Origin of the sequence: Sphingomonas sp. UYEF23, assembly GCF_040546165.1 — a bacterium.
In the GTDB taxonomy this organism is placed as follows: Bacteria; Pseudomonadota; Alphaproteobacteria; order Sphingomonadales; family Sphingomonadaceae; genus Sphingomonas; species Sphingomonas glacialis.
In genome coordinates this window covers 42,193-56,034 of the sequence record NZ_JBEPNG010000008.1, presented here as the reverse complement: position 1 = coordinate 56,034, position 13,842 = coordinate 42,193, and the positions used below count along the sequence as shown (strand labels likewise).

Annotated in this window: 16 protein-coding genes; 5 read left to right on the top strand and 11 right to left on the bottom strand. The window is 63.8% G+C overall.

Translation table 11 applies throughout. From position 1 onward, the window contains the following. Positions 1-9 precede the first annotated feature (9 nt). The 7 genes from ABIB28_RS14545 to ABIB28_RS14515 form a co-directional block, all read right to left on the bottom strand. Entirely contained in the window at positions 10-417 is a 408-nt protein-coding gene (locus ABIB28_RS14545) for an Hpt domain-containing protein (RefSeq protein WP_189676784.1), read from the bottom strand. A 145-nt stretch (positions 418-562) separates the two neighbouring features. After that, positions 563-1,963: a ribosome biogenesis GTPase Der gene (der, locus tag ABIB28_RS14540; RefSeq protein ID WP_189676783.1), complete on the bottom strand. Its 1,401-nt coding sequence runs from the start codon at positions 1,961-1,963 to the stop codon at positions 563-565. A gap of 62 nt (positions 1,964-2,025) precedes the next feature. After that, positions 2,026-3,393, bottom strand: coding sequence for a PQQ-binding-like beta-propeller repeat protein (locus ABIB28_RS14535; RefSeq protein WP_189676782.1), 1,368 nt, complete (start codon positions 3,391-3,393; stop codon positions 2,026-2,028). After that, positions 3,390-4,091, bottom strand: a complete 702-nt coding sequence (locus ABIB28_RS14530; protein WP_354288833.1) for a tetratricopeptide repeat protein — start codon at positions 4,089-4,091, stop codon at positions 3,390-3,392. The genes ABIB28_RS14535 and ABIB28_RS14530 overlap by 4 nt, the downstream gene beginning before the upstream one ends. Before the next feature lie 89 nt (positions 4,092-4,180). Beyond that, positions 4,181-5,056: a 3-methyl-2-oxobutanoate hydroxymethyltransferase gene (gene panB, locus ABIB28_RS14525; protein WP_133187181.1), complete on the bottom strand. Its 876-nt coding sequence runs from the start codon at positions 5,054-5,056 to the stop codon at positions 4,181-4,183. A gap of 70 nt (positions 5,057-5,126) precedes the next feature. Further along, on the bottom strand, positions 5,127-5,408 hold the full coding sequence (locus ABIB28_RS14520; protein ID WP_133187179.1) for a DUF427 domain-containing protein: 282 nt from the start codon (positions 5,406-5,408) through the stop codon (positions 5,127-5,129). Between the two features lie 11 nt (positions 5,409-5,419). After that, the gene (locus ABIB28_RS14515; protein ID WP_354288831.1) at positions 5,420-5,767 is read right to left on the bottom strand and encodes an ArsC family reductase; all 348 of its coding nucleotides are present in this window, start codon (positions 5,765-5,767) and stop codon (positions 5,420-5,422) included. Positions 5,768-5,917: 150 nt separating this feature from the next. Here ABIB28_RS14515 and ABIB28_RS14510 point away from each other — a divergent pair, with 150 nt between their 5' ends. Beyond that, a complete protein-coding gene (locus tag ABIB28_RS14510; RefSeq protein ID WP_354288830.1) occupies positions 5,918-6,919 on the top strand; it encodes a GDP-mannose 4,6-dehydratase in 1,002 nt (333 codons plus the stop codon). A 289-nt stretch (positions 6,920-7,208) separates the two neighbouring features. Here the strand turns inward: ABIB28_RS14510 and ABIB28_RS14500 are convergent, their stop codons facing one another. From ABIB28_RS14500 to ABIB28_RS14485, 4 genes are all read right to left on the bottom strand, one after another. Next, positions 7,209-7,805 carry a response regulator transcription factor gene (locus ABIB28_RS14500; protein ID WP_133187173.1) on the bottom strand — a complete coding sequence of 199 codons (597 nt, stop codon included), beginning with the start codon at positions 7,803-7,805 and terminating at the stop codon, positions 7,209-7,211. 14 nt (positions 7,806-7,819) lie between these two features. Next, positions 7,820-9,475 carry an ATP-binding protein gene (locus ABIB28_RS14495; protein ID WP_354288829.1) on the bottom strand — a complete coding sequence of 552 codons (1,656 nt, stop codon included), beginning with the start codon at positions 9,473-9,475 and terminating at the stop codon, positions 7,820-7,822. Positions 9,476-9,485: 10 nt separating this feature from the next. Next, a complete protein-coding gene (locus ABIB28_RS14490; protein WP_354288827.1) occupies positions 9,486-10,049 on the bottom strand; it encodes a heme NO-binding domain-containing protein in 564 nt (187 codons plus the stop codon). A gap of 86 nt (positions 10,050-10,135) precedes the next feature. Further along, complete coding sequence (locus ABIB28_RS14485) at positions 10,136-10,303, bottom strand: hypothetical protein (RefSeq protein ID WP_354288825.1); 168 nt, start codon at positions 10,301-10,303, stop codon at positions 10,136-10,138. On the opposite strand from ABIB28_RS14485, the gene ABIB28_RS14480 reads away from it, so the two are divergent. From ABIB28_RS14480 to ABIB28_RS14465, 4 genes are read left to right on the top strand one after another with little or no spacing between them, the layout of a single operon-like run. Further along, a complete protein-coding gene (locus tag ABIB28_RS14480; protein WP_354288824.1) occupies positions 10,302-10,697 on the top strand; it encodes a hypothetical protein in 396 nt (131 codons plus the stop codon). The genes ABIB28_RS14485 and ABIB28_RS14480 overlap by 2 nt on opposite strands. Positions 10,698-10,741: 44 nt before the next feature. Continuing rightward, a complete protein-coding gene (locus ABIB28_RS14475; RefSeq protein WP_354288823.1) occupies positions 10,742-11,584 on the top strand; it encodes a CsgG/HfaB family protein in 843 nt (280 codons plus the stop codon). Then, positions 11,581-13,077: a response regulator gene (locus ABIB28_RS14470; protein WP_354288822.1), complete on the top strand. Its 1,497-nt coding sequence runs from the start codon at positions 11,581-11,583 to the stop codon at positions 13,075-13,077. The genes ABIB28_RS14475 and ABIB28_RS14470 overlap by 4 nt, the downstream gene beginning before the upstream one ends. After that, positions 13,061-13,834 carry a YaiO family outer membrane beta-barrel protein gene (locus ABIB28_RS14465; RefSeq protein WP_354288820.1) on the top strand — a complete coding sequence of 258 codons (774 nt, stop codon included), beginning with the start codon at positions 13,061-13,063 and terminating at the stop codon, positions 13,832-13,834. The genes ABIB28_RS14470 and ABIB28_RS14465 overlap by 17 nt, the downstream gene beginning before the upstream one ends. Positions 13,835-13,842: the final 8 nt, after the last annotated feature.

The following is a 13,842-nucleotide window of genomic DNA, read 5'->3' as shown; positions in this document are numbered from 1 at the left end:
GCCGCGCCGTCAGACCGCGCGACGCCCAAAGGCTGGGCGCCGTGCCACCAGCGGGTTCGACTCGCGCTCGAGCATCGCCAGCGTCGCATCGAACAGCGGGCGCAGCGCAACGATGTCGCTGAGCGCTTCCTCGGGCGTATCGCGGCTCTCGACGCAATCGCGCGCGATCGTCTCGATCCGCTCTGCCACAGCACCCAGTGGCCCTGCGCCGAACTGCAGCGCCTCGCCTTTAAGCGTATGCGCCGGGATCACCATCCCGGCGGCGCTGCCAGCGCGCATCGCGGCTTCGATCGCGGCAACCGACTTGACGCCGTCTTCGCGAAAATAGCCGAGGATCCGTACGAACCCGGCGCCCAGTTCGGCACGCGCACGCGCGAATGCGGTCCAGTCGACCAAATCCTTCTCTTCGACCGCCACTGCAACCTCCCACGGACCTACCGCTCCACTACCGTAATATTAGGCAGTTGAAGTAAACGAGTGGTTGATATCGAGCAGGAAACACCAAAATTGAGCGCAGAATAATGGTTCAATCAATAGTGTGGATAAAGACTTGCCCGTTCGATTAGCGATCGAATGGGTTCTTCGGCGCCCGCAAGGTTAGCCGGACCGGAACGGCCCCAAAGCCCAGGTCGCGCCGGATACCGTTGATCAGATACCGCTGATAGCTCATCGGCAATTGATCGACTCGCGTGCCGAACAGCACGAAGCCTGGCGGCCGCGTCTTGGCCTGCGTCATATAGCGCAGCTTGATCCGCTTGCCGCCGGGTGCGGGCGGCGGGTTGGCCTCGACCGCCTTCTCGAACCAGCGGTTGAGCTCGCCCGTCCCGACGCGGTGCGACCAAGTGTCGCGCGTCTCGAACGCGACCTTGAGCAACGTGTCGATGCCCTTGCCGGTCGCGCCGGATACGGTGAGCACGGGCATGCCCTTGATCTGGCTGAGCCCTTCCTCGAGCGCGCCGCGAATGCCGTTGAACAGGCTCGAGCCGTTCTCGGCGATATCCCATTTGTTGATCGCGACGATCAGCGCGCGGCCTTCCTGCAGCGCGGCGTCGGCGATCCGCAGATCCTGCGATTCGAGCCCGCGCGTCGCGTCGAGCAGCAGCACGACGACTTCGGCGAAGTCGATCGCGTGGAGCGCGTCGGCAACCGACAGCTTCTCGAGCTTGTCTTGAACGTTGGCGCGCTTGCGCATGCCCGCGGTATCGATCAGCCTGACCTTGCGCGCATCCTCGCCATGTTCGCGCTCGGGGTCGTGCCAGATCCAGTCGACCGCGATCGAATCGCGCGTAATGCCCGCCTCGGGGCCAGTGATGAGGCGCTGCTCGCCGAGGATCTGGTTGATCAGCGTCGACTTGCCCGCGTTAGGCCGGCCGATGATCGCCAGCTTGAGCGGCGCGTCGGGGGCATATTCCTCATCTTCGTCGAGGCCGTGCGGGATGTCTTCGCCAGCGGCGTTCTTCTCGGGCTCGATATAGGGAAGCAATGCGTCGAACAGTTCGACCAGCCCCTCGCCATGCTCGGCCGACAGTTCGACCGGATCGCCAAAGCCAAGCGACAGCGATTCGAGGATCCCGTCGGCACCCGCCTTGCCCTCGGCCTTGTTGGCGACGAGGATCACCGGGGTTTTCGAGCCGCGCAGCCAGCGCGCAATCTCTTCGTCGAGCGGCACCAGCCCGACGCGCGAATCGAACATGAACAACGCGACGTCGGCCTGCGCCACCGCCGCCTCGGTCTGCTGGCGCATCCGGCCGGGCAAGGACGCGGCGTCCTCGTCCTCGTAGCCGGCGGTGTCGATGATACGGAAATTCAAGCCGACAAGCGTCGCATCGCCCTCACGGCGATCGCGCGTCACGCCGGGGCGATCGTCGACCAGAGCGAGCTTCTTGCCGACAAGGCGATTGAATAGCGTCGATTTGCCGACGTTCGGCCGGCCGATAATCGCGACCACGGGGGTTTTGGACATGCGCGCTCCTTACGGCACGCGCAACGTTTCGTCACCCCCGCCCGGTACTACCGGGTAACAGGTCAGCGATAGGCTGCGACGCGGCCTTTTTGATCGAGCACATAGAGCGTCGAATTCGACACGATCGGCGGCAGCGTGAACGGCGTCTTGTTCTCGATCACCGTACCGACCTTGCCGCTGTCGACCGAGGCCGAGACGATCTGCCCCGCCGAATTGGTCAACACCAGACGCCCACCCGCCAGCACCGGGCCGAACCACGTCACCGGGTTGGCCTTCTTGCCTTCCTTGAGCGTGCCGTCCTTCTTGGTCTTCTCGCTCATGTAATGGCGCAGCTGGCTGATCCACCGCACCTTGCCCGTCGCACGCGCGAGGCAAACCAGCCGCGCGTCGTCGGTGACGATGAACACCCACTCACCCGCGACCCACGGGGTCGAGATGCCTGCGAAATTCTGCTCCCACAGCCGCTGGCCCGAATCGATCTCGATCGCGACCATGCGACCGCCCTGCCCGACCGCATAGACGATCCCGCGGTCGATCACCGGATCGGCATCGACATCGGCGAGCGACGAGACCGAGGTCGAGATCGTCGAGCGCGACAGCGCGTCCTGCCACAGCGTGCGGCCGTTTTCGTAGCGATAGGCATTGAGTTCGCCCGAGGAGAAGCCGGCGACGACCGTCCCCTGGCTGACCGCAGGCGCGGCGACGCCGAACACGCCCTGCGTCTCGACCGAACCCGACTGGTTCCACACCACCGTGCCATCGGCCTGCGACAGCGCGAACAGCTGATTGTCCTGGCTCAGCACATAGACTTGGCCATTGGCGACGGTCGGAGCCCCGCGCAGCGGCGAGCCCGGCTTGACGCGCCACAGCACCTTGCCCGTCGCCGCCTCGAGCGCGACGACGTCGCCGAGGCCGTCGGTTGCGAACACCTTGCCCTCATCGAAGCTCACGCCGCCACCGAAGCGCGCGCCGCGTGCCTTCTTGTCGGCCTTGGCCTTCTCGGTCTTGGCGATGTCGGTCGCCCAGACCTTCGCGCCCGTGGTCGCGGAGAAAGCGTGGATCGTCGCATCGACGTCGATCGTATAAAGCCGCCCACCGGCGACGACGGGCGCCGCACCGAGCCGCTGGCGGTTGCTGCCGCCGTCGATCGCGGCGGTCCAGACGCGCGAAAGATTGGTGCCGAGGGCAACCTGGCCAAGCGCCTTGGACGGATTGCCGCCCGGCTGCGCCCAGGATTCGTTCGCCGTGGCGGGCGGCACGAGCACTTCGACGCCCGCGATCGTCTTGTCGGCAACGACGTCGTTCTCGCTGGCGAGGATTGCGATCCGCTGACCGAGCACCGGGGTCTTCTTCTTGCCCTTGAACGCGGCGCAGCTGCTCAGCGCAACGGCGGAGACGGCGATCAGGAGATAGCGGTTGGTCATCTTCATTGCGATTTTTGTTCCTTAGCCCCGGCCACAGCGTCGACGCCCAATATACCCGCCATCTGAACCGCACGTTGCCGGATCGTTTCGGGCATATCGGGGTTTTGCGCAATCTGTCCGTAGAGCGTCCCCGCCAGATCGCGCCGGCCCATCCGCAGATACGAGATCGCGACGAGCTCGCCCGCGCTGCCGAACCACGGATTGCCCTTGACCGCGATGCCGCGCAGCCGCGCGACGACGACGTCGGGCTTCACCGTATCGAACTCGGCGGTGGTCTGACGGACGAGCGCGAGGTCGCGGAACGGCTGGCCGATCGACGTGTCGCTGGCGACCGCGCCGAACTTGGCGGCGGCACCGCGCAAATCCTTCTTCTGCAGCAGCGCGTCGCCCTGGCTCATCAGCGCGAGCGCGCGATAGCCCTCGCCGCGCGACTGGGCGAGCGCGGTCAGTTCGCCCTGCGCCGCATCGGGCTTGGCGGCGTTGAGATCGTCATACGCCTTGGAGAGCGCCGCGCCTTCATCGGCAGCGACACTTTGTTCGTGCGACTGCCACAGCAGCCAGCCGGCAAAACCGACGAGCGCGAGCACGATCACCGCGATCGCCGCGACGCCGTAACGCCGCGCCGCCTTCGCCATCTGATCGCGGCGCAGTTCCTCGTCGACTTCGCGCAGGAATGCGGCATCGGTATTCGGCGGCACGGCCAAGGGGGAACTCCATCGGATCAGGGCAGGAAGGCGCGGACCTTAGCCGCGCCGCCCGCCAAACAAAAGCGTTCAAAAAACGGGTGCGGACGCTAGTCCTTCGGGGCGTAGATCTGCTCCACGCCGGGGAAGGCCCGCGATCGCACGTCGGTGGCGTACTGGTCTACCGCGGCGGAAATACGACCCGACAGATCGTCGAACTTCTTCACGAAGCGCGCGGTGCGTTCGAACATGCCGAGCATGTCCTCGGTGACGAGCACTTGCCCGTCGCACTGGGCCGAAGCACCGATGCCGATCGTCGGGCAGGCAATGCTGCGCGTGATCTGGATCGCAATCGGCTCGACCACGCCTTCGATCACCACCGCAAAGGCGCCGGCTTCCGCCACCGCTTTGGCATCGGCGACGATCTTGGCGGCCTCGGCAGCACTACGGCCGCGCGCGCCATAGCCGCCGAGCGCGTTGACCGCCTGCGGCGTGAGCCCGACATGCCCCATCACCGGGATGCCGCGCTCGGACAGGAAGGCGACGGTCGGCGCCATCGCCGTGCCGCCTTCGAGCTTCACCGCGGCGGCGCCGGTCTGCTTGAGCAACCACGCCGCGCTCTCGAACGCCTTTTCGGGGCTCGCCTCATAGCTGCCGAACGGCATGTCGATGACGACGACGCTGTGATAGCTCCCACGCACCACTGCGGCGCCATGCGCGGCCATCATCTCGAGCGTGACGGGAATGGTTGAGGGGAGGCCGTAGATCACTTGGCCGAGGCTGTCGCCGACGAGCAGCATATCGCAATGCGGATCGAGCAACTGCGCGGTGCGGACCGTATAGGCGGTGAGCATCACCAGCGGCTCGCCGCCGCCCTGCCCGTCCGCCTTGCGGGCGCGGATCGCGGGCACGGTGAGCCGCTTCATCGGCGCCGGGGTTGGATTGGCGCGACTGGTCGCGGTGTCGATCGTGAAGGTCGTGGACATGGCCAAGGCGAATAGCGCCTCGCGCGATGCGACGCCAGCGCCCCGCATCGGGCGCCGGCGCGGCGTCGTCTTACTTTACCTCAACGCCCTTCCAGAAGGCGAAGCGGTCCTTGATTTCGGCCGCCTTGGGCTTGGGGTCGGGGTAGTACCAGGCGGCATCGGCGTTGCGCTTGCCGTCGACGACGATCGTCTTGTAGCTCGCTTCGCCCTTCCACGGGCAATGCGAATGCGTCGCGCTGTCCTCGAAATATTCGGCGACGATGCTATCGGCGGGGAAATAGTGATTGCCTTCGACCACCACGGTATCGTCGGACTGGGCAATGACGGTGTCGTTCCAGCGTGCAGTCGGCATGGCGGTCTCTCCTAGGCGGTTACAGCCGATAGATAGGTATCGGGCTTGAAGCCTGCCAGCAGCGTCTCGCCCTGCACGAGCACCGGGCGTTTGATCGTCGAGGGGTTGGCAAGCATCAGCGCGATCGCCTTTTCAGCGTCGAGATCGGTCTTGTCGGCGTCGGGCAGCTTGCGAAAGGTCGTCCCCGCCCGGTTGAGCAGCGTCTCCCAGCCGAGCCGATCGACCCAGCCGCGCAAATCGGCCTCGGGCACGCCCGCCTTCTTATAGTCATGGAAATCGTAGGCGACGCCCTGCTCGGCGAGCCAAATGCGCGCCTTCTTTACCGTGTCGCAATTAGGGATGCCGTACACCGTCGTCATGAAGCGTGCCTTCGTTGAAATTCAGGCACGCCAGAGTGCCGCGGGAGACGCCCGCGCGCAACGGCGATATGCCAGCGGCTGCGTGCGGGGATATCCGCGGTGTGTCGCGCCGTGTAGGGCGGAGGCGCTTGGCGGGATAAGGGGATCGGGATGACGGTAGTGGTGACCGGCGCGGCCGGCTTTATCGGCGCGCATGTCGCACGGCGGCTGTTGCAGGACAGCCGCGACGTGATCGGGATCGACAATTTCGAGCCCTATTACAGCGTCGATCTCAAGCACGATCGTCTCGCCTGGGTGCGCGAGGCCGAGGGCGACGCGCGCTTCGCGTTTCACGACGTCGACATCGCCGATGAAGACGCGCTCGAAGCGGCGCTCGCCGGGCATGAAATTACCGGGATTGTCCACCTCGCGGCGCAGGCCGGGGTGCGCTATTCGCTGACGCACCCGCGCAAATACATCCGCGCCAACGTCGCCGGGCATCTCAACATGCTTGAGATCGCGCGCGCGCGGCCGGGCGTGCACATGGTCTACGCCTCCTCCTCCTCGGTGTACGGCGCCAACACATCGGTCCCCTTCCGCCTCGAGGACCGCGTCGATCACCCCGTCTCGCTCTACGCCGCCACCAAGCGCGCCGACGAGTTGATGAGCGAGACCTACGCTCATCTCTACCGCATGCCGCAGACGGGCCTGCGCTTCTTCACCGTCTATGGGCCGTGGGGGCGCCCCGACATGGCGGCGTGGCTGTTCACCGACGCGATCCTCAAGCACGAGCCGATCAAGGTGTTTAACGGCGGCGACATGATGCGCGACTTCACCTTCATCGACGATATCGTCCAGGGTGTGGTCGGCACGCTCGATCGCCCGCCCGCCGATGACGGCCTCGAAAAGCCAGGGGGCAGCTTCGTACCGCATGCGCGCTACAATATCGGCAACAGCCAGGCCGAGCGGCTCGAGGATCTGATCACGACGATCGAGCAAGCCTGCGGCATCGCGGCGATTCGCGACTATCAGCCGATGCAGCCCGGCGACGTGCCCGCGACCTTCGCCGATATCAGCGCGATCGAACGCGACGTGGGGTTTCGCCCGGCGACCTCGATCAAGGACGGCATCCCGCGCTTCGTCGACTGGTTCCGCGCTTATAACGGCGTATGAGGCAAAGCGGGCGAGCCCGTAGCGCTGCTGCAGCACTACGACCGGGCAGCTGCTACACCTGCGCGCAGGTCCAGCGACTGACGGCCGACAACGGCATGACCCGCTCGATGAGGCGATCCGGCAAGGTCTGGGACAATGCTGCAATGCCTGACGAGGATCGCCCCTCGCCACATCCTTCGCAGCTCATCCGAGCCGTCGCTCCCGAACAGACGTTTGCGAGTCCGCGCTCGAGCGAGCCATTACACAGAGCTCGAGAGCAAGCGATCGCGAGAGGGCCGATCTCGAATGATCACAAAACGCCGGACTTCAGAGATTTGATAACGATTTCGGTCCGGTTTCGGGCATCGAGCTTAAGCGCGAGCGAACGCAGATGCAGTTTGACTGTTGTCTCCTGTATCCCGAGCGCTCTGGCGATCTCCTTATTCGCTTCACCCTCGTGCAGCCGCCGCAACACGTCCATCTCGCGATCGGTCAAATTCGTTTCCGCATGCGTCGAAGCGGGCATGTCGGCAGGCGCGAAGCGTTGGCCGGAGAGCATCAACTGGACGGCGGCTATCATCGATTCGGCCGGCATCGCCTTGGGAATGATGCCTGACGCACCATCATTCATCAATTGCACGGCCTCACGCTGGCCGACGAAACCCGACAAGATCGCGTAGCGGCTTGGGTTTCCGTGCATCAACTTCCCAATATCGACGAGGCCATTCACCCCGGGCATGTGCAGATCGAGCAACACCAGGTCGAATGGGCTCTCGCTGACAAGCCTCGTCTTCACGTCGGGCGCGTTCGTCGCGCTTACGACCTGCGCTTCGGGCCAATGCGCCTGCAGCATCGATGCAACGGCATCGAGCACCAGTTCATGATCGTCAGCGATCAGAAATCGCATCGCGCCCTCCCCTACTACCGGGTGAGGTTAAGCCTCACCAATATCGCTTGTAAACGTCCGTCACTTGGCGGCTTGGCGAGCGTTGCGTCAATGTCAGCCGAAATAGCCGATCCCAACGCGTTGGAACAGAGCACGATCGGCAGATCCGGGCGGACTGCCTTGACCCGTTGAGCAAGTTGGTCGCCGCTCATGGTTGGCATGGATCGGTCGGTAACGAGCAGCTGCACAAAATTCGGTACTCTTACTAGAAAGTCCAACGCCTCGCCCGGGCTGGAAAAGCTGACGACTCCCCACCCCCGGGCTTGAAACAAGACCTCTAGGCGGCCGAGTGCGATCGGATCGTCATCGACCAGCAGAACATTGCCAACCGTGTCCTCAGCGAGGCGTGTCGCCTCCTCACCATCCGCCCGACCATGTTCGACACCGTGCGCCGGCAGATCCAGGACAAAGACGCTACCGACACCCGCCGCGCTGAAGATCGCCACGCGGCCGCCAGTCGTCTCGACCAGGTCTTTGACCGACGTCAGCCCGATCCCGCGCCGTCGCCCGCCACATTTGGTCGACACGAACCGTTCGAGTGCGTGATCGAGCACGGTTTGTGGCATACCTTCGCCCTCGTCATGAACGATGATGCGAGCCATCGTTTCGTCGATATCGCTGCCATAGATAAGTCGGGCAGCGGGATCGAACGGGAGCGTCGGGGGCACATATCCAGACAAGCTCTGCACCTCGATTCGCAAGACCGATCCGCTCACGGTCATCGCCTCGATTGCATTCTTGAAAATGTTGGTCATCGAACGCGCGAAGAGGGTTGGGTCGGCGGCAACGAACAGCGGCGCCTCGGGAACCTTGCAATACGATGTCTGCGCGATATCCAGCAACGGCGTCATGACTTCGCATAGCCGCGGCACCAGATCGGTCACGTCGCAAACCTTTTCGGCGGGCGCGGCATAATTGGGTAGCAGCTGATTGAGCACCGATCGCGCCTGACGCAAGGCATCGAAGACTGACATCAACAAGCGGTGCGGCTCGGGCTGGTTGCATTGCTTCTCGAGCAGCGTCGCCGCCGCATCGATCGCGCCCAAGAAATTGGAAAAGTCGTGGGTGACCGTCTCGACCAATTGATCCAAGGCTGCAGCGCGGTCGGCTTCGATGACCCTGCGGCGGAGATCGGCGGTTTCCTTCTCCCGGATCCTGCGTTGGCCGATGTCCCGGGTAGAACAGAGGATGCCGCCATCCTCCAATTGCGTGAGGATGAGATCCTGAAAGACGAGCGTTCCATCGACGCTTCGACCGGTCACCTCGCCGTTCCATCGACCATCGCGCGCGAATTGCGGCATCACTTCCTGGTCGAAGTGAGCCAGGGCATCATTATCATACAAGCACGCCCATGACTGTCCGATCAAATCCTGAGGACGGTCGAATCCGAACATCTGCGCGTGCGCCGTGTTCATATAGGTATAAACGCCGTTGCGATCGGTCATCGCTATGCCTTCGCCGGCAGTATCGATCGCTACCGATAGGCGGCTGACTTGAGCGATCTGGGCAAGCAGTTCGTGGTTCGACGCTTCGAGTTCGGTCGATTTTTGTTCGAGCAAATGTTCTGCGATTTTACGCGCGGCAATTTCTCGCTTCAATTGAAGCTTCAGTAAATCAGCACTGTCGGACATGACGGCGGACCTATGTTACGAGATCGACGACAAACTCCGCGAACCGTTCCGTGCGGGGTTCGGCATCAATACGCTCGATTCGGTAAATATCGCCACATCCGAACGTGTCCATCGTAGCTTCCAGCATCCCTCCGCAAAATGCTGCCATCGGGCGCTGCGACTCATAGCGCAGCACGAGCCGTTGCTCGCCTTGGCGTTCGACCACCTGCACGCTCGGAGGATTGGAATCTTTGTAGAGCTTGCGGACGTCCTGGTGAATCACGCCATGGACTTTTTCGAGGAAATCGAACGGATGCATATCCGGCGGGATGGCGTGACCGGCGACGAGCAAGGGTAATGTTCGACACCCGAACCGGCGGCTGAAATCGTCCCCCGTAATCTGCATCGCCTCCGCAAACGCGCGATGCAGCCGCTCGAACTCGGAAAACGGATACATTCCGACCGACGTGTAGGCAGCACCCGATTCCAGGTTGAGCCGGAGCATCTCTCGCTCGACTGTGGTTTCGCCCAGTTCGCGCTGCGCGAATTCGACCATATGGACGAACAACGCGCCCTTCATCATGTATATATCCATCGGGACAGCATCCCCCACCCGTCGGGTCGATTCAATCTGGCCATCTGGTCAGGTAGGCGAAGCGCTCGACCGTGATGTATACAGTTTCAGCGCGCCACCGTTCCCCCCTCACGGCGCGCAAAAGAGAGGCCTCGGAAAGGAGCCAGCAGTGTTTGCTGGCTCCTTTTTTCATAGTCGAAGCACAACCACTCCATATGGTCAGTATCGCTGACCAAAACGTCACCCAGGTACTGATCTTTTGCGTCATCGGTCATGACCGACTGGCCAATAGTCCATGGTCCGGCCTTTGCGCATCATGCCCCCAGCAGATCGAAACGATGCGAGGGTGGGATGATTAGTCTGTTGATTTTGCAAGTGGCCGCAGCGGGCGTGGTCAGCGACCGCATGCCCAATACGCCGATGGAGTTCCAACGCGACGCCAATTTCAACCGCGTCGTCATCACGGGCTCGGCGTCCGATCGCGGTCAAGCGTTCAACCTGGCCGCGCGAAACGCCGGCCCGGCCGCAGACCGCGCGACTGCCATCGCCAATATGATCAACGTCACGGTTTACGGCAGCAACAACACCGTCGTCGTCCAGGCGCGACAGCAAAATAGCGGGACACAGCAGGCAATCGTCGGCATCAGCCCGTCTACGCTGGGGCAATGATGTCATGAACATCGCTGTCAAACGGCTTCAGGCCCTCGCCCTTCTTGCAACCGCCTCCGCGCTTGGCGCGTGCACGACGATGGCGCCCCCCGCCCCCGCGGTATGTCACCCCGCTCAGCGGCGCGCAGGTCATCGATGATGACACCGCCTATTCGCCGCTGCTGCGTTGCCTGGCCGCGACCTCGGCCAATTCGGTCCGTCCGCGGATCGCCGTGGGCGAGGTGGCGGATTATACCGGGCGGCTCGACGGGCTGAACGGCACCGTCGCCCCGCAGGGTGCCGCGCTGATGGTCATGTCGGCCATTTCCAAGGCCGGATTCCCGCTCGCCGAGCGCCTCGACCTGCGGATCGCGCGGCAGGAGCTCGATTACGCCAACAGCAAGTTGCTCGGGCCCGATGGCAAGCCGACCGACGCCTATCGCCGGATCTATTCCGGGTCGATCGCCGAAGCGGACATGATCGTTCTCGGCGGGATCACCGAGCTCGATTTCAACATCCAGAGCGATGTGGCCGAAATTTCGATCGGACCGGTCGGTGGCGGCGCACGCTCCTACGTCATGTCGGTCGGCGTCGATCTTCGCTTGATCGATGCGCGCAGCTTGCGGGTGATCAAGGTCATCAGCCTGCAAAAGCAGATCCGCGGCCGCGAACTGCGCGCCGGCATTTTTGAATTCATCGGCAACACAACCCTGGATCTCGGCGTCGGACGGCGCCGCCAGGAGCCGGTGCACGGAGCAATCCGGGCGATCATCGAAAAAGCGGTGATCGACCTGATCGCGGGGCAGCGCGGGGCCAATGCGCCCGAGTGCCCCTCTAACGTCCCGACGGTGTCGTACATCGCCGGGTCTCGCCCACAACAAGGTGCTTCAACAGGAGAGAAGAAATGACGAAGTTCAATTTGCTTGCATCGGCTTGCCTTGCCTTTCTCGCGGCGACGCCGGCAATGGCGCAGGTCACCCTGCCGACCCCAACCCCCACGCCGAGCCTGCCGGTCGCCACGCCGGGCCTGCTCAACGTCAACGTCGACCTGTCGACCGGCCAGGCGCTCGGCAGCCAGCAGGTGCTGACGGCGATCGCCAATGTCGGCGGTCCGTCGCTGGTCGACGTCTATCTCGGCCTGCTCAACGGCGCGACGTCGGGTGGCAATACGCAGTTGCTCAATCCGTCCATCATCGCGGCATTGAACACCGTCGGTGGTTCCAGCCTGGTAAACTCGTACCAATCGCTGATCGCCTCGACCGCCCGCAATGTCGATTATGTCACCGGGCAAATCAACAGTGCGAACCAGTCAGCCACGACTAACGTCCGCGCGACGACGGGAACCGCGCTGACCGCCACGGCCGCTGCAATCGGCAACAGCTATTCGATGAATGCGGCGGCCCGCGCCGTTGCCGATCTGACCCAGGGCAATACGGGCACCGGCACCAGCACGCTGAACAGTGTGCTGACCAGCGTTACGACCGCCACCGAGACCGCTGCCTCCATCGGCAACTCGGCCTCGTTCACGTCGCCTCTTTCCGTGCTGGATCTGTCGACCAACCAGAACAACAGCGGCACTCAGACCGCGACGCTGGTCGGCCTTGGAACGACGGTTACCAACGCGACGTCGACTGCCGCCGCGCTCGGCAACTCGCTGTCGGTCGACATGCCAGGCGGCAGCCAGATTGCTGCTGCACAGCGCAACTCCGGCACGATCACCGCGGACCTGACTGGCACACTCACCACCGCGGTCAGCTACACCGGAACCGCGGCGGCGATCGGCAACTCCTCCTCGCTCACCAGCCTAAACAGCGGGCTTGCGGGGAATGTCGGCAGCTCGGTCAACCAGTGGAACACCGCGGGCCAGATCGCAAAGATCGCTGCAACGCTTGGCTCCACGACCAACGCCGCAGTCACCGCAGCCGCAATCGGCAACAGCGTGAGCATCAACGTCAAATTATGCGGTTCCCCACACCGCGCCAAACCGCGGTGTGGGGAATGCTTTTCAGGGGGATTTGCCATGAGCCTGATTCATATTTCAGAAAATGACCCGCTGTTGAGCGCTGTGCTGTGCCAACGCCTCAGTGCACACGGGCATACCATCGTCATGACCCCAGACGGTCATTCGTGCCTGCGCGCGCTGCAATGGATGCGACCCGATCTGGTCATCGCGGACGCCCGGCTCGCCGACATGACCTCGATGGAGTGGCTGGACGCGCTCAACACACGCGGCTTCGGGCAATTGCCCAAGATCATGCTATTTCAGCGGGGCGCAATCCGCGATCGAGTCAGGATCGCCCGGGCAGGTCTGGCTGCCTGCCTTTCCAAGCCGGTGAACTTGGAGAACCTGCTCAGGCAAGTGTTCGTCAGCCTGGACACGCGTCATGCGGCGGCAGCCTGATCATGGCCTTTTGTTTGCGGCTGTGTTGATAGCCGCGAGCGCCCCCCCCGCAGCCGCGCGAGAGCCCACGTCTTGGCGGGCCGATCTCGACGCTGGCGTATCGATCCTCCCCGGGCGCGACACTCAGTGGTCCGACGTCGCGATCTCGCTCGGGCGGGTCGGCCCCGAAAGCGTCACTACGGCGCAGATCCAGCGCGCGCGCCGCTTCGGCCGGAGCGAATATCTGATCGGCGCGCGCCATGAGCACCGGTTCGACGATGCGCTCGACCTGTCCGGTGGCGTTGCGATCGGCACCGGTAACCGGTTCTTGCCAGACTGGCGGGTCGATGCCGGGCTCTCACAACGCGTCAGTCGTACCGCTGCGCACACCGACCTGCTACGGTTCGGCGCGGGGATCGCGCGCTACGGGCAGGGAACGGTCATCACGCTGATGCCCGGCGCGATGCGGTATTTTGCATCGCGCAATGCCTTTATCGGGATCGACGCGATCGCCGTGGACGCGCCCGACGCGCGATGGCGTTTCGGTGCCCGCGGCCAGGCCGGGTTCGACCTCAACCGCCGCCTGGCTGCCCGCGCGTGGCTCGGCATCGCACCGGAAACCGAACGCGGTCGAACGGAAATCGTACGAAGCGCAGCGCTCGGCCTGATCGTCTCCGGAGCCCGACGCCGCAGGTACCGACTGACACTCGCCGGTGAGAATCGCGCAATCGGCCCGGACCGAGTGACGGTCTCGATCGGCATCACACAAGCATTTTGATAGGGAGA